Below are 19522 nucleotides of genomic sequence, written 5' to 3' on the forward strand. Positions count from 1 at the left end.
CATAACCCTGCGCATCGCCGAACCAAACTAGAACCGGTATCAGTTTCTGGACGAAGGCCAGTCGTCGAGCGCCGCCGCCATTTCCGCACGCGGGGCCGGGCGGCCGGTGAACTGTTCGACCTGCCCGTACGCCTGGTTCAGCAGCATCTGCAAACCGCTGACCACCGTGTGCCCGGCCCGCGACACGGCCTCGGCCAGCGGCGTCGGCCAGGGGTTGTAGATCGCGTCGAGCACCACGGGCGCCGTCGCGACCGCGTCCGCGACCACCGCGGCGGCCTCGGCCGGAATCGTGCTGACCACCGCACCGGCCCGCTCGCACAGTCCGGCGAGCGCGGCCGGATCGAAACTGGTCACCGCCGCGTTCATGCCGAGCCGCTCCGCGAGATCCAGTGCGCTGCTTGCCCGTCCGGCATCGCGCGCGATCACGGTAACCGTCTTCGCCCCGAGTTCGGACAACGCGAGCAGCGCCGGCCGCGCGGTCCCGCCTGCACCGAGCACCACCGCCTCGGCCACATCGGTCACGCCACCGCCACGCAACGCGCCGAGCACCCCGTCCACATCGGTGCAGTCGGCCTTCCAGCCGCCCTCGCCGCGGACGAGCGTGTTGGCCGAACCGACCAGCACCGCCCGTTCGGTCCGCTCGTCGGCGTACGCCAGCGCGGCCTCCTTGCCCGGCATGGTCACCGACAGCCCGACCCACTCCGGCCCGAGCCCGTCGACCAGCCCGGGCAGTTGCTCACCCGTGCATTCGATCCGCTCGTAGCTCCAATCGAGCCCCAGCGCGCGATACGCGGCCAGATGCAACTGCGGCGAGCGGGAGTGCGCAATGGGCTTGCCCAGCACCGCCGCCTTGCGCTCAGCGGCCACTGTCCAGGATTCCGCTCGCCTGGGCCTGCTGGATGTAGCGCTGGTGCTGCTTGTAGTCGTCGGTGAACAGGGTGGTGCCCTGCTTGTCGACGGTGACGAAGTACAACCACGACCCCGCTTCCGGATTCTCCATGGCGCGCAACGCGTTCAGCGATGGCGCGGAGATCGGTGTGGCGGGCAGACCGGTTTTCGCGTAGGTGTTCCACGGGGTTTCCGCGGCGCGGTCGGCGTCGGTGGTCTGCACCTCGGTGCGGTCCAGCGCGTAGTTCACCGTCGAGTCGAATTGCAGCATCTGCGGGACCCGCAGCCGGTTCACGATCACCCGCGCGACCTTGCCCATGTCCTGCGGCTTGGCCTCGCGTTCGACCAGCGACGCGGCGATCAGCGTCTGGTACGGCGTCAGCTTGGTCTCGCCGCCGGACTGCAACAACCCGGTGGATTCGTAGCTCTTCGCGCTGGCCGCCACGACCTGGCGCAGCATCTGCTCCGGCGTGCCGCTCGGGTCGAAATCCAAAGTGCCCGCGGCGATCAGGCCCTCGAGCTGCCTGGTCCGGTCCGGGCAGTCCTTGACGCCCTGCGCGGCCCAGGCGGGCACGCCGAGCGCGGCCAGGTCGACGTTCGCGCCCGCGGCGTCGAGTTGTTCGTAGGTGACGCACTTCTGGGTCGGGCCGGTGCCGATGCAGCTGGCCGCCGCCATCATGCGGTAGATGCCGTCGGTGCGCCGGCCGGAGCCGCCGACCTCGAACTGATCGTGCAGCAGCCGTCCCTCGGGGATGACCAGGTTCCCGACGCGCGCTTGCTTACCGAGCAGCTGGGTGACCGCCTGCGCGGCGGGGATCTTGCTGGGGATCGCGTAGAAGCCCGGCTGCACCGAGTTCATGTTCGAATTCCGCACGGCCGCTTCGAAGAACGCGCCCGTGCTGGCGACCACGCCACGGTCCTTCATGGTCGCGGCGATCTGCTGCGAGGTGTCCCCGTCGTGCACCTGCACCACGACCAGCGGCCCCGGCTGTCCACCGACGGCGTAATCCTCGGGGCTACCGAGCGACTTGATCAGCTTCATGCCCGCGAACACCGCGGCGCCCGCGAACAGCAGCACGAAGACGCCCGCGACCAACCACAGGGTGCGCCGACGACGCTTGCGCTCTTTGGCTTTGCGCGAGGCGGCCCTGGAGCGCCTGCCGCGCTGCGGGCTCTTCGACCGGCGCCGCCCCTCGGGCTCGTCGTCGTCCTCGACCGGCTCCCGGCGGCCGACCCGCGGGCGCGGTGCGTCGCGCCGCTCCCTGGACCGCGGCGCCGGGGCGGGCGGCGGCTGGTCGTCCATGTCGTCGGTGTAGCGCGGGATGACCGTCGTGTCGTCCTCGTAGTCGTCCCAGGCGTCCTGCTCCCGGCCGACCACGCGGTTGTTCGTCTTGCCGCGATTGTCTCTGCTGTTCTGCCCACCCCAGGCTCGGTCGTCACGCCGGTAACGCCGATCAGCTTCGCGCTGTCGGAACCGTTCCTCGGCCCGCGCCCATCGATCCGTCATGCGTCGTCCTCGGACGACGCATGACGCACCGCTTCAACCGACCTCAACACCGCACTCCGTTCGTCCAACCATCCTTGCAGGATCGAGACGGCCGCCGCCTGATCGATCACTTGCCGCTGGCCACGCGCGCGAACTCCACTGTCCCGCAATGCACGTGCAGCTGACACCGTAGTCAAACGTTCGTCGGAAAGTCGTATAGGTACCGGCGACACGGCGGCCCGCAACTCGTCGGCGAATGCGGTGGCAATGGTAGCGGCAGTGCCCTTCTCCCCGCGCAACGTTCGCGGCAGACCCACGATTACCTCGACGGCCTCGTACTCCCGCACAATTTCAGCAATTCTGGCGATATCGGCCGCCGGGCCGACCGAGCGCTTGTTCGGCTTCGCGCGCGGCACGGTTTCCACGGGCGTGGCGAGGACACCGTCGGGGTCGCTCGAGGCAACGCCGATTCGGACACTGCCGACATCGACGGCAATTCGCCGGCCGCGGCCGGGATCGGTGTCGGGGTGGGGCCGGTCGGCGCCGTGCGGCGCCGACCTCTCGGAACTATCGGGGTCCGCCATCACCCGGCCAGTTCGGCCACCCGAGCACGGACGGCAGCGAGGCCAGTAGGAATCCCCGACGGATCCGACCCGGCGCCCTGCGCCATCTCCGGCTTGCCGCCACCGCGTCCCGCGATGCTCGGACCGAACGCGCCGACCAGATCGCCGGCCTTGAAGCCGAGTTCCTGCGCGCCCTTGTTCACGGTCACCACGAACGGCACCTTGCCGTCGGCATTGCCGAGCAGCACCACCACCGCGGGCAGCGTGCCGAACCGGCCACGGATGTCGGTGGCCAGCGTGCGCAGATCACCGGCGGGCACGCCCTCGGGCGCGGCGACGGCGACCAGCAGCACGCTGCCGATCCGCTCGGCCTCCTCGACGAACTCGCCCGCCGAGGACAGCACCGCGGCCATCTTGGTGCGCTCGAGTTCCTTCTCCGCCACCTTGAGCCGGTCGACCAGCTGCTCGACCCGCGCCGGCACCTCGTCCGAGGGCACCTTCAGCGAGGACGCCAGACCGGCCAGCAGCGCGCGCTCCTTGGCCAGGTACTTGTACGAATCGAGGCCGACGAACGCCTCCACGCGCCGGATGCCGGACCCGACCGACGACTCGCCGAGCACGGTGATCGGGCCGATCTGCGAGGAATGCTGCACGTGCGTACCACCGCACAGCTCCATCGAGAACGGGCCGCCGATCTCCACCACGCGCACCTCGTCGCCGTAGTTCTCGCCGAACAGCGCCATCGCGCCCATTTCCTTGGCCTTGGTCAGGTCGGTGACGAAGGTGTTCACCGGGAAATCCGCGCCGACCGCGTCGTTGGACACGGCCTCGATCTCGGACTTCTGCTGCTCGGAGAGCTGGCCCTGCCAGTTGAAGTCGAAGCGCAGGTAGCCCGGCTTGTTCATCGAACCCGCCTGCACCGCGTTCGGGCCGAGGATCTGGCGCAGCGCGGCATGCACCATGTGCGTGCCGGAGTGGCCCTGGGTGGCGCCCCGGCGCCAGGCCGGATCCGCCTGCGCGAGAACGACATCGCCCTCGGTGACCTGTCCCTGCTCGACAGTGGACTTGTGCACCCACACCTTCTTGGCGATCTTCTGCACGTCGTTGACCCGCAGCTTCAGCCCGTTCGCGGTGATCGAACCGCGGTCGGCGATCTGACCGCCGGACTCGGCGTAGAGCGGGCTGCGATCCAGGATCACCTCGACGTCCTGGCCGACCGTGGCGACCGGCACCCGCACGCCGTCGGCGATCAGGGCGAGCACGTGCGCCTCGGAGGTCAGCTCGTCGAAACCGGTGAACTCGGTGGCGCCGCGGTCGACCAGTTCCTTGTAGACGGTCAGGTCGGCGTGTGCGTGCTTGCGCGCCTGCGCGTCGTCCTTGGCCCGCTTGCGCTGCTCGGCCATCAGCGAACGGAAGCCGTCCTCGTCCACCGACAGGCCCGCCTCGGCGGCCATTTCCAGGGTGAGGTCGATCGGGAAGCCGTAGGTGTCGTGCAGGGTGAACGCGTCGGTGCCGGCAATCGTGTTGCTGCCCTTGGCTTTCACCGCGGCGGCGGTGTTGTCGAACAGGGTGGAGCCGGTGTTCAGCGTCTTCAGGAACGCCGTCTCCTCGCCCACCGCGACCGTCTCGATGCGCCGGAAATCGGTGGCGAGTTCCGGGTAGGACGGCGACATCAGGTCGCTGACCACCTTGATGAACTCGCCCATCACCGGCTTCTCCGCGCCGAGCAGGCGGGCCGAACGCACGATCCGGCGCAGCAGGCGGCGCAGCACGTAGCCGCGGCCGTCGTTGCCCGGGTTGACGCCGTCGGCGATCAGCATGGCGCCGGTGCGCGCGTGGTCGGCGATCACCCGGAACCGCACGTCGTCCTCGTGCGTGACGCCGTAGGACCTGCCGGTCAGCTCCTCGGCCTTGTCGATGATCGGACGCAGCAGATCGGTCTCGTAGACGTTGTCCACGCCCTGCAACAGGAACGCGACGCGCTCGACGCCCATGCCGGTGTCGATGTTCTGCTTCGGCAGCGGCCCGAGGATCTCGAAGTCGTCCTTGCTGGTGCCCGCGCCACGCTCGTTCTGCATGAACACGAGATTCCAGATCTCGATGTAGCGGTCCTCGTCGGCCTCCGGGCCGCCCTCGATGCCGTATTCCGGTCCGCGGTCGTAGTAGATCTCCGAGCACGGGCCGCACGGGCCGGGGATGCCCATCGACCAGTAGTTGTCGGCCATGCCGCGGCGCTGGATCCGCTCGGCGGGCACGCCCATCGACAGCCAGATCTGTTCGGCCTCGTCGTCATCGAGGTAGACGGTGGCCCAGAGCTTTTCCGGATCGAAGCCGTAGCCGCCGTCCTCGACGCTGTTGGTCAGCAGCGACCAGGCGAAGGTGATCGCCTCGCGCTTGAAGTAGTCGCCGAAGCTGAAGTTGCCGGCCATCTGGAAGAAGGTGTTGTGCCGGGTGGTGATGCCGACATTCTCGATGTCACCCGTGCGCACACACTTCTGCACGCTGGTCGCGGTCGCATACGGCGGCGTCTGCTGACCGAGGAAGTACGGGACGAACTGGACCATGCCTGCGTTGACGAACAGCAGGTTCGGGTCGGCCAGGATCAACGAGGCACTCGGTACCTCGGTATGGCCGGCACGGACGAAATGGTCCAGGAAGCGCCGTCGAATCTCGTGGGTCTGCACAGATATCCAGCCTACCGGTGCGGTGCACATGGTTATTCATCGAGTCGGGTGGTGTGGGACACGGGCGGATGCCGCGCCGCGTGGTGCTATTTTCCGCGGATGATGCGGCGCAGTTTGTCAACTCGCGGGCCGACTTCGCGTTCGTTGCCGTGGTCGGTGGGCTGGTAGTAGTTCACGCCGACCAGTTCGTCGGGCGGGTATTGCTGGGCGAGGACGCCGTCTTTGTTGTCGTGCGGGTATCGGTAGCCCTGGGCGTTGCCGAGTTTGGCCGCGCCCGCGTAGTGGCCGTCGCGCAGGTGCGGTGGGACCGCGCCCGCTTTGCCTGCGGCGACGTCGGCCATGGCGGCGCCGAGTGCGGCGATCACCGCGCCGGACTTCGGGGCGCTCGCGAGGTGAATTGTGGCCTGCGCCAACGCGAGACGGGCCTCGGGGAGGCCGACCAGTTGGACCACCTGTGCGGCGGCGGTGGCGGTTTGCAGGGCCATGGGGTCGGCCATGCCGATGTCTTCGCTGGCGTGGATCATCAGCCTGCGGGCGATGAATCGCGGGTCCTCGCCCGCGGTGAGCATCCTGGCCAGGTAGTGCAGCGCGGCGTCGACGTCGGAGCCGCGGATGGATTTGATGAACGCGCTGATCACGTCGTAGTGCTGGTCGCCGGCCCGGTCGTAGCGGACCGCGGCCTTGTCCACGCTGGCCTCGACGAGTTCGACGCCGACGGTTCCGTCCAGCGACGATTCGGCCGAGGCCTCCAGCGCGGTGAGCGCGCGCCGAGCGTCACCGCCGGCGATCCGGATGATGTGATCAAGCGCCTCGTCCGACACCGTGTACTGGTCGTCCAAGCCCCGTTTGTCGTGGATCGCGCGCAGCAGCACCTGCCGGATGTCGTCCTCGGTCAGCGATTGCAGTTGCAGCACCAGCGACCGCGACAGCAGCGGCGACACCACGGAAAACGACGGATTCTCGGTGGTCGCCCCGACTAGCAGCACGATCCGGTTCTCCACCGCCGCCAGCAACGCGTCCTGCTGCGTCTTGGAGAACCGATGCACCTCATCGATGAACAACACGGTCTGCTCGCCCGCCGACAACCTGCGCCGCGCCACATCGATCACCGCGCGCACCTCTTTGACCCCCGCCGACAACGCCGACAGCGCCTCGAACCGCCGCCCCGTCGAATGCGAAATCAACGAGGCAAGCGTCGTCTTCCCCGTCCCCGGCGGACCGTACAGCAACACCGAAGCCGCCCCCGCCCCCTCGACCAACCGCCGCAACGGCGCCCCCGCCCCCAGCAAATGCTGCTGCCCCACCACCTCATCCAACGAAGCAGGCCGCATCCGCACCGCCAACGGCGCCCCCGCATCCCGGCGCACCACCGTATCGATGCTGTGCTCCGCAGGCACGGAGTCTCCGGGCACGTCGAACAAGCCATCGCTCACACCGGCCAACGTTACCGAGCCCCACCGACAACCCGAACCCCCCACACCCGCACCCAGCCCCACCCACCTCAGTCGGCGCCACCACAGCCCCCTTATCCGCCTGTCGACCAACAACCGGCAAATCCACCCGTCAATGCCCCAGACCATCCATCACACGTCCCACTCAACAACCCGACCAGCCGCCCAGGTCGCCGACCGGGACATGACAGCAGTGACACGCCGAATGCACCCCACCACGTCCCGTTGGACTATCCGAACGGGGCGATCCGGCGTGTTGGCACCCAATCGGCCGTTGTCATGTCCTGTTCGACTATCGAAATAGGGGCGCCCTGACGTCGAGCGGGACATGACGACGGCGACACGGCGAATGCGCCTCCGCCATGCCCCGTTGGGCATCCCATACGGGCGATGCAGCCACCGAGCGGGACATGGCGGTAATGACGTGCCGGGTCGGCCACCACCATGTACCGTCCGACGACCCGATCAGCTGGGTGCAATCGCCGATTGGGACATGGCGGCAGACCGGACACCACCCGGTCCCATTCGCGAATCTGAGTTCCTTTGGGCTGTCCACCGGGGCGGTTAGGGGGCCGGTTGGCCGGGGTGTACGGCGAGCCGATTTGCGTGGGGCGGGTGGATCGGATGGGATCAGTAGTTGTGGCTGAAAACGTGGTCGTTTCAGATTCTCCGGTAGGGCCCTTCGCGCGGCGGACGTTGCTGAAGGGTGGGGCGGTTGCGACGGCGACGGCGTTGTTGACTGCCGCTCCTGCGCGGGCGACGGGTGGGGTGTTTCGGCATGGGGTGGCTTCGGGGGATCCGTTGCCGGGTGGGGTGATTTTGTGGACTCGGGTGACGGTTTCCGAGGAGGCGGCTCCTGGATCCGGGGCTGGCGAATCGGCAAGTGTGCGTTGGGAAGTCGCTGCGGATGAGGGGTTCGGTTCGGTTGCGGCTGCTGGGAACGTCACGGCGACAGCGGATTCCGATCACACGGTGAAGGTGGATGTGTCGGGGCTCGCGCCGGGCACGGTCTACTTCTATCGGTTCTCCGCGCTCGGGGAGACGTCCGCGACTGCCCGGACCCGGACCGCGCCGGCGATCTCCGATTCACCGGAGCGCCTGCGCTTGGGCATCGTGTCCTGCGCGAACTGGGAAGCCGGCTACTTCGGCGCCTACCGGCATCTGGCCGCGCGCACCGATCTCGATGCCATCGTGCACCTGGGCGACTACATCTACGAGTACGGCCGCGGCAAGTACGGCGGGCGCAATGGCACGGTGCGGCCGCACGAGCCGGCGAACGAAACGGTAAGTCTGGCCGACTACCGAATTCGCCACGCGCAGTACAAGACCGACCCGGATCTGCTGAATCTGCATGCCCGCCAACCGTTCATCTGCACCTGGGACGACCACGAGTCCGCCGACAACTCCTGGTCCGGCGGCGCGAACAATCACGATCCGGCCACCGAGGGCGACTGGCAGGATCGCCGCGCCGCGTCCGCGCAGGCGTACCTGGAGTGGATGCCGGTGCGCGCGAAGGGCTCTGGCGCGGATGTGCAGATCTATCGCCGACTCCGCTTCGGCACCCTCGCCGAACTGTCCATGCTGGACCTGCGCAGCTACCGCGACCAAGAGGCGAAGCCTGGCGCGGGCTGGCGCGAGGCGGACAACCCGGCGCGCACCATCACCGGCAAGGCTCAAATGGATTGGCTCACTGCCGGATTGACCTCCGCGCCGGTGCGCTGGAAGCTGGTCGGCAACTCGGTGATGATCGCGCCGCTGGTCTTCCCGCCGCTCGAACCGGCCACCACCGCGGCGATCACCGCCGCCCTCGGCGTGCCGCAATCCGGCCTCACGGTCAACGGCGATCAGTGGGACGGCTACACCGCCGACCGCCAGCGCCTGTTCCGCGCGATCACCGAGCAGCAGGTCTCCGACGTGGTGTTCCTGACCGGCGACATCCACTCCTCCTGGGCCGCCGACCTGCCCGTCGACGCCGCGAACTACCCGGCAGGCGTCACCGCCGGCGCCGAGTTCGTCGTCCCGTCCATCACCTCGACCAGCATCGGCGACCTCTTGAAGCTGAACTCGGCACCGATCGCCGAGTCGATCAAGGGCATCAACCGACACCTCCGCTACGTCGAACTCGATTCACACGGCTACGGCGTCCTCGAGGTCACCCCCGAGCAGACCCAGATGGACTGGTTCTACCTGATCGACGTGACAGACCCGAATTCCGCTGTCCGCCACGCCACTTCACTCGCCGTCCGCTCCGGCGGCCGCCTCGAACCCCGCCCGACACCGGTGAGCTGAGAAGCGACGTCCGAGCGAGCCGGCACCCTCGAGTCATGCCCAGTATCCACAACCTGATGCAGTATCCGGGCCGCCTCATACCGCCTTCGGCACCATCGAACTGACAGCGCACTCGGACGGCCGACTACCCGAGGCATCGCCCAATACCGTTGAACCGAAGCAGCATTCAAGCAGAGTGGGCACACCGAGCCATACCGGCACCGATCAATGCGCGCTGCATTCACATGAGCCGAGCCCGAGCCACGCCGGCACCGACACCGGCCAACGGACAACGGACAACGGACACAGCATTCGCCCACGCCGAGCCCACGCCGGCACCGCAATCACCCGAGCCGGGCACCCAGCGATCAGCGTTGGGCCGGAACATCTTTGACCGAACGCTCTGAGTCCGACGCGCCGACCGGCTGGCATCGGCGAGTTGCCGGTACCGATCGCGATCAGGGCGGTTGTGCCGCAGATCGGACGCTCCGGCCTTACTCCAGATGCCTGGCAAAGAACCGCCACACTGACACCGATCAACGGACACAGGATCTACGCAAGCCGAGCACCTCGAGCCACGCTGAGACCAGTTAACGGACACACGTTCACGCAAGCCAGGCACCCAAGCTCCGGTGGCACCGGCTAACGGATGCAGCGTTCACGCCAGCCGGGACCAAGCCACGCCGAAACCGATCAACGGACGCAGCGCTGACGCGGGCCGGACACCCAAGCAACGCCAAGACCGGCAAAGGACGCGACGTTCACGCGAACCGGGCACTTCGAACCACGCCCGGCCCCCGTGAACCGACGGGCCAGTTACGACCCGCCGCCCCCGCAGCCGCCACCTCCACCGCCGCAACCGCCGCCTCCGCCGCAGCCACCGCCGCCGCAGCCGTGACCTCCGTGGCCATGGCCGCCATCGCCGCCGCCGCCCATCATCCCGATGCTGCCCACGGCCCAGCCGCCGTTTCCGTGCGAGCGGCGCTTCTTGCGGCTCCGCGGACTGCTGATCTGCGCGGTCAGTACGCCGCCGGACTGCCGAGCGCGAGTCATCCGGTCGACGTCCTTACGAAGCGTCCGTCGATGGAGAACGAACGCCGCCAGCACCGCAGCGACGATAACGACCGCGATGATTACCGGTAGCACAACACTCATCGTGACCACCCCTCTCCAGCCCCGTGGTCTGAACTCTTCAGCGTACTGGCGACCATCGCCGGACCCCTGCCCCCGATTACAGGGTCCCGTTGTTTTTCCGGCGCAGCCGCACACCTTCTGACAAACGCACGCGTGTCAGTGCGGCAAGTCGGTGTGCGAGGGATCAAAAAATGTGCGGCGGCAAGGTAGTTGAACGCAGAACCATCAGCGCCAACCATCAGCCCAACTGAAATACCTTCAGCCCACCTGAAATCACGCTGCTGCATTTTCCACCCACCACGAACACCGCAGCAGACAAAAACTTTCAGGAAACGTCAAGCGAACGAATTCCACCCACCGGCGAATTCTATTCCGACCAGCGCTCTTCCAGCATCGCCGACACATCCTCGGCAAAGTCCCCGACGATGTCATCGCCGGTGCACCGAGCATCCTCGGCCAACGCCGCCCACCGATTGATCAGCGCCTCCGACCGAGGCACCGACAACCCGTGCTCCCGCGCCGCGGCGATGCGCGCGTGGTCCGCGGGCAGGAACCAGTAGGTGGACAACCAGACCCAGATCAGCCGGGCCTCGAGGATCCGCTCGGACATCACCTCGTCATCGGCCAGCGCCGGCCACACGCCCACGACCTCGGAGCGCCACGCCTCGACCATCTGCCTGGCCCGTTCCCGAGACAGCTCGAAGTCGCACAGGCAGCCGGGGAACGACACCAGCGCATACGCGATGTCCAGGGTGGCGTCACGGAACCCACCCCACTCGTAGTCGAGGAACCGCGCGCCTTCCTCGTTGAGAATGACGTTGTCGGGGCACAGATCCGACGGACTGAACGCCCGGAACCGTCCGGCAGAGAACAGCCGGTTACCGCGCACGATCCGTTCGGCGATCTCGCCGGGCACCTCGATGCCGAGCTCGCGCTGCAACAGTCCGGGCACCTCGGCGATCGCGGATTCGGCCTGCTGAGCGATGCCGTCCACCCGATGCACCACATCGACGCGCCGCAGCAGCGCAACGAAATCCGCCTCGCGGCCGACCGTCGCGGCATGCATCCGGCCGAGCGCCTGCGCGAACGCCATCATGCCGTTGCGCGTGGCGGGCTCGGCGCCGGACTGCAACATCTGGGTGAGCAGCGAGTTCTCGCCGAGGTCGCTGAGGATCAGCAAACGCTCGGGCAGGCTGTGCGCGATCAGGTACGCACCGGGCCGCTGTTCGCGGCTCAACGCGGTGGTGAACTGATACGACACCGCTTCACGAAGGAACGCGGAGTCGATGCTGGCGACTCCGGGTGCGAGACCGCCCGTGGTGCGGTCATGCGAGTGTCCGCGAACTTGTTTCACGATCAAGGTCCGCGGCAACGAGAAGGCGTTTTCCGCAACACGCACACGGAGAACCGTCGTTCTACCACTACCGCTGAGTTCGATCGGATCGCTCAGCTTTACCGGAGCACCCATTCGCTTTGTGAGCAACTGTTGCGCTGCGGACACGACTTCGGCGGCGCGTTCGGCCAATAGTGCGGTCATCGCCCTTCAAGTTACTCGCATCAGGTCACTTCTAGCGAGCGGATACACAACCTTTCCGCGTCGTTCGGCGTGTCTCCCTCGAGGTTACGGGATGCGCGGCCGTTGCTTGACACGATTGCACCCGTCAGGTTTTCTCATCGTCAACTGCTCTGCGCCACACCGCAAACCAGTTGAGTGGAAAGGTCTATGGCATGACCGGCACACCGCCTCCCCCGCCCCACGAATCAGCTGGCGACGCTCCCGACCGCGGAGACGACGAACGCCACCCGGCGCGGCCAGGCCAGCACGAGAGTCACACTCCACAACCTCCGGACACGGGCGCCGGGCAGGGCCGCCACGAGATGGCCGGTTCGGCGGGATACCCGCAGTTCGAGGGTCCGGGTGCGGCGCAGTACGGCAACGAGCCGGTCGAGCCGCCGCCTCCGGTAGCACCCTCACAGCAATCGGGGCAGCCGGGTTCCGCAGCGCAGCCGGGACATTCGCCGCAGCCAGGTTCTGCGGCCCAGCCCAGCTATTCGCCGCAGCCCGGCTCCGCACCCCCGCCCGGTTACTCGCCGCAGCCCGGCTCTGCACCTCAACCTGGTTCCGCGGCCCAACCCGGCTACTCGCCGCAGCCCGGCTCCGCACCTCCGCCCGGCTACTCGCCGCAGCCTGGCTCCGCGGCCCAACCTGGTTACTCGCCTCAACCAGGTTCCACGGCACAGCCCGGTTATTCGGCGCAGCCCGGGTCGCCCGCCCAGCCCGACTACGCCGGCCAGCCAGGCTCTGCCGCCCAACCCGGGTACTCCACTCCGCCCAGTTACGGCCCACCAGGAACAGGCCCCGCCACAACCGGCGGTATGCCGCAAGGCACCATGCCCCCGGAATCGATGCCGCCACAAGGAAACATGCCGTACGGTTCGGTTCCGCCCCAAGGCTCACCGCAGTACACCGAACCTGGACAACCGACCTACGGCTACCAGCAAGCCGCCACCGCCCCCGGCACCCTCGATGTCGGTCAAGCGCTCAGTTACGGGTGGGAGAAGTTCCGCCGCAACCCCGGACCGTGGATGGGCGTGATCGCCGCCGGCCTGGTCATCTACCTCGGATTCGTGCTCGTCGTGCAACTCACCGACCCGACGACGATGCTCCCGCTGCTGCTGATCTTCCTCGCCGTACTGGCCGCCGTGTGGTTGCTCCAGGCCGCGATGGTCCGCGGCGCGCTGTACGAAACCGACGGCAACAAACCGCATTTCGGTTCGTACTTCCGTTTCGTGAACGCGGGCAATGTGCTGATCACCGCCTTGCTCGCGTTCGTCCTGACCTTCCTCGGGGCGGCCGTCTGCATCCTGCCCGGACTGGTCATCGGCATCCTGTGCATGTTCTCGCTGCACTTCGTCGTCGATCAGAACGAAGGTCCGTTCGAGGCGCTCAAATCCAGCGCGACCCTGGTGGTCACGAACGTGTGGCCGGTCCTGTTGCTCGCGCTCGCTGTCCTTTTCGTCACTTTTGTCGGAGCCCTGCTGTGCGGACTCGGCCTGCTGGTCGCCGGACCGGTCGCGGTCATGGCGGTCACCTACGCCTACCGCACCCTGACCGGAGGACCAGTCTCGTCGATCTGATTTGTCCTATTTGTCCGCGAGCGAACGCATTCCGATCCACCGCTTGAACCGCGACACCGGCCCGGCCTCGCTGCCCGCGCGAGGCCGGAGTTCGAGCACGATCACCCCGGCCACGATGATCCCGGCCAGGTTCACCGCGAGCTGACCCGCGGACATGAACGCGATATGCCACTGCCCCAAAGTGGCCGCGACAACGGCGAATCCGGCCGCGGGCACGGTCGTCACCGAGATGAACACCCCGATCAGCGCCGCCGACTTCGCCGTGACGACCGAAAGCATGCCCGCAGCCCCCGCCAGCAGGGCGACGACCAGCGAGAACGGGCCGACCTCATAGATGAAGTCGACATTCTTGACGCTCTCCACCCCGTTCAACGTGATCCAGCCGAACTGCTCCCACACCAGCGTCGCCGCCAGCGTGATCAACATGGCCACCGGGAACCCGACGGCCAGCGCGATCGCCGACCGCCGCGCGAGCCGAAAGTCCCGGCGCACCAACCCGACCGCGAACGCGGCCAGCGGACCGAACTCCGGACCGACGACCATCGCGCCGACGATGGTCACTGGCGAATCCGTGGCAACACCGACGGCGGCCAGTAGACACGCGATCGCGAGAAAGGCGAGGAAGCTGGAATTGAGCGTCGACTCCTCGTGCACCTGCTCGAGCAGTTCGTCCCACACCACCGCGTCGGTCGGGTCGCCGGGCGCCGCCTCGACCGCCCGGTCCCCCGCCTCGGACAGCACCGTCTCGACCGGTCCGAGGGTGATGCCGCCGGTCTTGCAGATGCCGAGCGCGGTCACCTGCTCGAGTATCTCGTTGGCCGCCTCACGCGCGACGTCGGCTTGGATCAGATCACCGGCGGGCGCCAGCGCGACGCCGCGAGCCAGGGTCACATGCGTGGCCCCTGGGTTCGCGGCGAGCACGGCCAGCACCGCGCCGGTCGTGTCCGGCGGGCTGATCATGCGCAGATGCAGCAACGGATCCCCTCGTGGTCAGTGCCGCCCGGCGCGGGTCGACGGATCGGAACTGTCCGAAAGGTACCGTTCGTCCGGCTATTCGGCCGGCTTCGCCTCGCCCTTGTCGTCCTTCGACGCCGGCTTCGGGTACAGGCCGGCCTCCTTGCGCTGCTGCTCGGTGATCGGCGCGGGCGCGTCGGTCAGCGGGTCGACGCCGCCGCCGGTCTTCGGGAACGCGATCACCTCGCGGATCGAGTCCAGCCCGGCCAGCAGCGCGACGATCCGGTCCCAGCCGAACGCGATGCCGCCGTGCGGCGGTGCGCCGAAAGCGAAGGCGTCCAACAGGAATCCGAACTTCTCCTGCGCCTCCTCCTGGCTGATCCCCATCACCTTGAACACGCGTTCCTGCACGTCGCGGCGGTGGATACGGATGCTGCCGCCGCCGATCTCGTTGCCGTTGCAGACGATGTCGTAGGCGTAGGCGAGCGCCGAACCCGGGTCGGTGTCGAACGTGTCGACCGACTCCGGCTTCGGTGAGGTGAACGCGTGGTGCACCGCCGTCCACGCCGAATGACCAAGCGCCACATCGCCGCTCGCGGTCGCCTCGGCGGCGGGCTCGAACATCGGCGCGTCCACGATCCACACGAACGACCACGCGTTCTCATCGATCAGGCCGACCTTGCGGGCGATCTCGGCGCGCGCGGCACCGAGCAGCCCGCGCTGCGCCTTCGCCGGACCGGCCGCGAAGAACACGCAGTCGCCCGGCACCGCGCCCACGTGCTTGGCCAGCCCGTCGCGCTCGGCGTCGCTCAGGTTCTTGGCGACCGGGCCGCCCAGCGTGCCGTCCTCTTGGATCAGCACATAGGCCAGACCCTTGGCGCCACGCTGCTTGGCCCACTCCTGCCAGGCGTCGAGCTGGCGCCGCGGCTGGCTCGCGCCGCCCGGCATAACGACCGCGCCGACGTACTCGGCCTGGAACACCCGGAACGGGGTGTCCTTGAAGTACTCCGCGCACTCGGTGATCTCGATGCCGAAGCGCAGGTCCGGCTTGTCGGAACCGAAGCGGCGCATGGCTTCCGCGTAGGTCATGTGCGGGATCGGGGTCGGGATGTCGTAGCCGATCAGCTTCCACAGCCCGGTCAGGATCTGCTCCGCGAGCAGGATCACATCGTCCTGGCGGACGAAGCTCATCTCGATGTCGAGCTGGGTGAACTCCGGCTGGCGGTCCGCGCGGAAGTCCTCGTCGCGGTAGCAGCGCGCGATCTGGTAGTAGCGCTCGATGCCGCCGACCATCAGCAGCTGCTTGAACAGCTGCGGGCTCTGCGGCAGCGCGTAGAAGCTGCCGGGCTGCAAGCGGGCGGGCACCAGGAAGTCGCGGGCGCCCTCCGGGGTCGAGCGGGTCAGCGTCGGCGTCTCCACCTCGACGAACTCATGGTTGGCCAGCACCGTGCGGGCCGCGGCGTTCGCCTTCGACCGCAGCCGGATCGCGTGCGCCGGGCCCTCGCGGCGCAGGTCCAGGTAGCGGTACTTCAGCCGGGCCTCTTCGCCGGGCTGCTCGTCCAGCTGGAACGGCAGCGGCGCGCTCTCGTTCAGCACCTCGAGCTCGGTGACGTTCACCTCGATGGTGCCGGTCGGCAGATCCGGGTTCTCGTTGCCGTCCGGTCGCAGCTCCACCACGCCGGTGACCCGCACGCAGTACTCCGCGCGCAGCCGGTGCGCCTGCTCGGCCGGCTCGCCCTCGCGGAACACCGCCTGCGACACTCCCGACGCGTCGCGCAGATCGATGAAGATCACGCCACCGTGGTCACGCCGCCTGGCCACCCATCCGGTGAGGGTCACGGTCTGACCGGCATGCTCGCTTCGCAGCGAACCAGCCAAGTGGGTGCGCAGCACAAGGTTCCTTTCGACGACTCCGGCACCGGCGCGATATGACCAGGTGCGGTCCCATCGTAGTGAGACACATCCACCGAGTGGAAACCGATGTCGCCACACCCGTGCGAAGCTGTAGCGGCGGGGTATGTCCGAGCCGTAGCGACAATCAGAAAGCGACGACGATGACCTTCAACGAGGGCATGCAGATCGACCCGGATGCGGTCAGTTCCGGTGGCGGTCCCGGCAGGGGTGGAAAGATCGCGTTGGGCGGCGGAGCGGGCGGACTCATCGTGCTCGTGCTGGCCTTACTGCTCGGCGGCGACCCCGGCTCCCTGCTCGGCGATCTCACCGGTAGCGAAGACCAGCAGCAGACCCAAGCCACCGAGGGCACCCCCACCCACTGCAAGACCGGCGCGGACGCCAACAAGTACGCCGACTGCCGTGTGGCGCTCACCACGCAGAGCCTCAACTCGGTCTGGTCGGGCGAGTTCAACAAGCAGACCGGACGCCAGTACGCCCAACCCAGCGTGCGGTTGTTCTCCGGCGCCATCTCGACCGCGTGCGGCAACGCGACCAGCGACATCGGGCCGTTCTACTGCCCGCCCGACCGAACCGGCTACTTCGACGTCACCTTCTTCCAGGAATTGGTGGACCGATTCGGTTCCAGCGGTGGCCCGCTGGCACAGGAGTACGTGGTCGCCCACGAGATCGGCCATCACATCCAGAACCTGCTCGGCGATATCGGTCGCGCACAACGTGATCCGCGCGGTCCCGAGTCCGGCGCCGTGCGCACCGAACTGCAAGCCGACTGTTACGCCGGCATCTGGGCCCACTTCGCCGACAAGACGCCCTCCCCCGGCGGCGGCCAGCCGTTCCTGAAGCCGTTGTCCGAGAACGACATCCGCGACGCCCTCTCCGCCGCCTCCGCGGTCGGCGACGACCGCATCCAGAAAGCGTCGCAAGGCCGGGTGAATCCAGAAGCCTGGACCCACGGTTCCTCCGAGCAACGACAGAAATGGTTCCTCACCGGCTACCAAACCGGCCAGGTCAAGGCCTGCGACACCTACTCCGCCCAGAACCTCGACGCCCCACCCGCCCTGCGGCGCTGAACCCCGCTGCCGCACTGCGCTAGTCGGGCACGCCAGTCCGGATCGCACCACGCTGTTCGGCGGCGACCATCGCGGTCGTCATCGAACCGCGCCATAATCGACATGACCGCGCGCCGAACCTATCCCGGGTTCGGCGCGCTGCCATGAGATTCGGCGAATCGCTGGTGCCGCAGTGGGCACGGATAGCAGGAGAGTGGATTGATGCGGCGAACGAAAACGGCACTGCTGGTTGCCATTTTGGCGGTCATGGTTAGCGGAGGTACCGCGAGCGCCGATCCGGCCGATCAACCGACCGCGCACGGGCCGGTTTCCTCGCCGATCGCGTTGCTGACGCTGACCACCATTCCGAATGGGTGGCAGACGCGGGTGGATCTGCGGCCGCAGTTGGAGGTGTCCGGGGACGGGCATGCGGTGAAGCTGCCCGATGCTGTTGCCGCGGAACGGAATCCGGAGAACCTGCCGAAGCGGATCAATGGTCATATTCCGCCCGAGGTGCTGGCCGCCGCGCTGACCGAGACCAGGGCGCTCGCCACCGTCGATTTCGGCATGCCCACCATCACCGACCAGGGCAGCCAGATCATCGACCTCATGCCGCAGTCCGCCGAGGAAGACGCCCACCTGGTCGTCTACGCCCCCGAATCCACCGAGGGCCTCGCCCCGGAACAACTGGCCGCCCGCAAACGCTTCACCGACCTCTACCGCAAACTCCTCGACGCATTCGTCCAGGACCTCTGACGCCCGCGCACCACACGCCAGAACCATCGAGTCGAGTCATATGGTGGCTGTCGAAGATCAACTAGCGACCATATGACTCGCCTCGATGAATGCTCCACTGCCGCAGCAATACTCGTCGGCTGCGGACCGCAGGTTGCCGGCAAATGCGGACGACAGCAGCCGCACGCCTCCCGGCGCCCCGCACACCGACACACCGACACACCGACACACCGACACACCGCCCTAACACGCGTGCGGATACCAAAATGGGTGCGGCTGTGGACAGCAGAAGCCCGCCGCAGCGCAGATTCGATCCACAGGGCGGGCTCGCGTGCGCAGCACAGCGGTTCGCGCGGCACCGGCGCGTGGTGGCCCAGGGTCGCGCTGAGCACCACCCCGACCGCCGCACACCTTCTGACACCCCGCACACCAACACGCCGCACCAACACGCGTGCGGATGTCAAAAGGTGTGCGGCTCCGAACAACAGACACCCTGCCCATAACTCTCGTTGCGAACCGAACCCGGCACCGAAGCGACCGCCATGCGGCGCATCTGATCGCCTGGCACGAATGAAATCGCTGACCACTTCGTGCGCAGCCCAACGATCATGCGCGGCACGGCAGGCCGAGCACGGCACCGCCCGTGGTGACGGGCCTCCTTCTGCACTAGCAGCCGCACACCTTCTGATTTCCCGCACACCGACTCGCCGCCCTAACACGCGTGCGGATGTCAAAAGGTGTGCAGCTGCACACAGCAAACATCCCGACTCATGAAACCCTCCTCGCCCGAACCGCATCCGACATCAAAGCGACCCGCATGCCGCCCACCTGACTACCCGAACGCAGAAACACGCTGACGAATTCGCAGGCAGCCCAATAATTCATGCGCAGCCCCGTAGGCCGAGCGCGCACTACCCATGGTGGCGAACTGGCTCTGCACCGACCGCCGCACACCTCCTGACACCCCGCACACCAACACGCCGCACCAACACGCGTGCGGATGTCAAAGGGTGTGCTGCTCCGAACAGCAGATGGCCCGGCCGCTGCGAACATTCGATGCACAGACCGAGCTCGTGTGCACAGCAGAGCAGTTCGCGCGCGGCGCCAGCTCGCGGTAACGCAGGGTCGCGCTGAGCACCGCACCAGCAGCCGCACACCTTCTGATTTCCCGCACACCGACTCGCCGCCCTAACACGCGTGCGGATGTCAAAAGGTGTGCAGCTGCACACAGCAAACATCCCGACTCGTGAAACCCTCCTCG

13 protein-coding genes are annotated in these 19522 nt (G+C 67.6%); 4 read left to right on the plus strand and 9 right to left on the minus strand.

Annotated features, from left to right (window positions below; all coding sequences use genetic code 11):
• Positions 1-39: 39 nt before the first annotated feature.
• The 5 genes from AB0M22_RS25945 to AB0M22_RS25965 form a co-directional block, all read right to left on the minus strand.
• Entirely contained in the window at positions 40-867 is an 828-nt protein-coding gene (locus AB0M22_RS25945) for a shikimate dehydrogenase (RefSeq protein ID WP_364731729.1), read from the minus strand.
• Positions 857-2395 (minus strand): endolytic transglycosylase MltG, encoded by a 1539-nt coding sequence (locus AB0M22_RS25950; RefSeq protein ID WP_364731732.1) that lies wholly within the window; start codon positions 2393-2395, stop codon positions 857-859. The genes AB0M22_RS25945 and AB0M22_RS25950 overlap by 11 nt, the downstream gene beginning before the upstream one ends.
• Positions 2392-2958, minus strand: coding sequence for a Holliday junction resolvase RuvX (ruvX, locus tag AB0M22_RS25955; RefSeq protein ID WP_364731735.1), 567 nt, complete (start codon positions 2956-2958; stop codon positions 2392-2394). Before ruvX ends, AB0M22_RS25950 begins: the two co-directional genes overlap by 4 nt.
• Positions 2958-5621: an alanine--tRNA ligase gene (alaS, locus tag AB0M22_RS25960; protein ID WP_364731738.1), complete on the minus strand. Its 2664-nt coding sequence runs from the start codon at positions 5619-5621 to the stop codon at positions 2958-2960. The genes ruvX and alaS overlap by 1 nt, the downstream gene beginning before the upstream one ends.
• 86 nt (positions 5622-5707) lie before the next feature.
• A complete protein-coding gene (locus AB0M22_RS25965) occupies positions 5708-7018 on the minus strand; it encodes a replication-associated recombination protein A (protein WP_223885554.1) in 1311 nt (436 codons plus the stop codon).
• Positions 7019-7696: 678 nt separating this feature from the next.
• On the opposite strand from AB0M22_RS25965, the gene AB0M22_RS25970 reads away from it, so the two are divergent.
• On the plus strand, positions 7697-9361 hold the full coding sequence (locus AB0M22_RS25970; protein WP_364731741.1) for an alkaline phosphatase D family protein: 1665 nt from the start codon (positions 7697-7699) through the stop codon (positions 9359-9361).
• 795 nt (positions 9362-10156) lie between these two features.
• On the opposite strand, the gene AB0M22_RS25975 is transcribed toward AB0M22_RS25970, so the two are convergent.
• Together AB0M22_RS25975 and AB0M22_RS25980 are read right to left on the minus strand one after the other, a co-directional pair.
• Positions 10157-10495 (minus strand): hypothetical protein, encoded by a 339-nt coding sequence (locus AB0M22_RS25975; protein ID WP_364731743.1) that lies wholly within the window; start codon positions 10493-10495, stop codon positions 10157-10159.
• 346 nt (positions 10496-10841) lie between these two features.
• Entirely contained in the window at positions 10842-12011 is a 1170-nt protein-coding gene (locus AB0M22_RS25980) for a kinase (protein ID WP_150406144.1), read from the minus strand.
• A gap of 887 nt (positions 12012-12898) precedes the next feature.
• On the opposite strand from AB0M22_RS25980, the gene AB0M22_RS25985 reads away from it, so the two are divergent.
• Complete coding sequence (locus tag AB0M22_RS25985) at positions 12899-13612, plus strand: hypothetical protein (RefSeq protein WP_364731747.1); 714 nt, start codon at positions 12899-12901, stop codon at positions 13610-13612.
• 6 nt (positions 13613-13618) lie between these two features.
• Here the strand turns inward: AB0M22_RS25985 and AB0M22_RS25990 are convergent, their stop codons facing one another.
• Both AB0M22_RS25990 and aspS read right to left on the minus strand, forming a co-directional pair.
• A complete protein-coding gene (locus AB0M22_RS25990) occupies positions 13619-14587 on the minus strand; it encodes a DUF389 domain-containing protein (RefSeq protein WP_364731750.1) in 969 nt (322 codons plus the stop codon).
• A gap of 75 nt (positions 14588-14662) precedes the next feature.
• Complete coding sequence (gene aspS / locus AB0M22_RS25995) at positions 14663-16459, minus strand: aspartate--tRNA ligase (protein WP_364731753.1); 1797 nt, start codon at positions 16457-16459, stop codon at positions 14663-14665.
• Positions 16460-16620: 161 nt separating this feature from the next.
• Between aspS and AB0M22_RS26000 the strand changes: the two genes are divergently transcribed.
• Positions 16621-17547: a neutral zinc metallopeptidase gene (locus tag AB0M22_RS26000; protein ID WP_364731755.1), complete on the plus strand. Its 927-nt coding sequence runs from the start codon at positions 16621-16623 to the stop codon at positions 17545-17547.
• 246 nt (positions 17548-17793) lie between these two features.
• Complete coding sequence (locus AB0M22_RS26005; RefSeq protein WP_364731758.1) at positions 17794-18282, plus strand: hypothetical protein; 489 nt, start codon at positions 17794-17796, stop codon at positions 18280-18282.
• The last annotated feature ends 1240 nt before the right edge of the window (positions 18283-19522 follow it).

The organism is Nocardia sp. NPDC051756 (genome assembly GCF_040681495.1).
Classification (GTDB): domain Bacteria; phylum Actinomycetota; class Actinomycetes; order Mycobacteriales; family Mycobacteriaceae; genus Nocardia.

Coding starts and splice junctions, on each gene's coding strand:
- AB0M22_RS25950 (WP_364731732.1), bottom strand. CDS start 2,395: ATGACGGATCGATGGGCGCGGGCCGAGGAACGGTTCCGACAGCGCGAA.
- ruvX (WP_364731735.1), bottom strand. CDS start 2,958: ATGGCGGACCCCGATAGTTCCGAGAGGTCGGCGCCGCACGGCGCCGAC.
- AB0M22_RS25970 (WP_364731741.1), top strand. CDS start 7,697: ATGGGATCAGTAGTTGTGGCTGAAAACGTGGTCGTTTCAGATTCTCCG.
- AB0M22_RS25975 (WP_364731743.1), bottom strand. CDS start 10,495: ATGAGTGTTGTGCTACCGGTAATCATCGCGGTCGTTATCGTCGCTGCG.
- AB0M22_RS25980 (WP_150406144.1), bottom strand. CDS start 12,011: ATGACCGCACTATTGGCCGAACGCGCCGCCGAAGTCGTGTCCGCAGCG.
- AB0M22_RS25985 (WP_364731747.1), top strand. CDS start 12,899: ATGCCGTACGGTTCGGTTCCGCCCCAAGGCTCACCGCAGTACACCGAA.
- AB0M22_RS26000 (WP_364731755.1), top strand. CDS start 16,621: ATGACCTTCAACGAGGGCATGCAGATCGACCCGGATGCGGTCAGTTCC.
- AB0M22_RS26005 (WP_364731758.1), top strand. CDS start 17,794: ATGGTTAGCGGAGGTACCGCGAGCGCCGATCCGGCCGATCAACCGACC.